1 protein-coding gene is annotated in these 469 nt (G+C 55.9%); it reads left to right on the top strand.

Features of this window, described 5'->3' with window-relative positions; all coding sequences use genetic code 11:
- Positions 1–469: immunoglobulin-like domain-containing protein (locus AC6CIA_RS26390; protein WP_498316090.1), on the top strand; the 469-nt coding region annotated here is incomplete at both ends.

Here is a 469-nt window from a genome sequence, read left to right on the forward strand (position 1 = left end):
CGTCAAAATTACCGACGCAACCGGCGGTAACTTCGAAAAACTGGAAATCGCTGATAACGGTGCAACCACCGTCGTCAATGACACCATCGATGATGTGAAGGTTGTGCTGACTGCCACCAACACCGTGGGTGAAGGTGGTCAAATCGTTTACACCGCATCGCTAGTCGACAAGGCTGGTAATGCTGTTACCAACATCACCAAGCCGCTGACCGTGACCCTGGGCAATGGCGAGACCATCACCATTGGTGTGAACCAGTCGAGCGGTACCGTTTCGGTTCTCGCGCCAAATGATGTGTATGCCGGCGACCAAACCGTCAGCACTGCAATCACCAAAGTGACTGGCGGCGAGCACTTCGAGAACCTGGTTCCGGGCACTGACACCGTCACCACGACTGTCACTGACACTCCGGGTACCGATGACACCACCACTGTCACGCTGAGCGCGCCTAGCTCCGTCAACGAAGGTGGT

The sequence above is a fragment of the Pseudomonas sp. GQ91 genome (genome assembly GCF_059758795.1).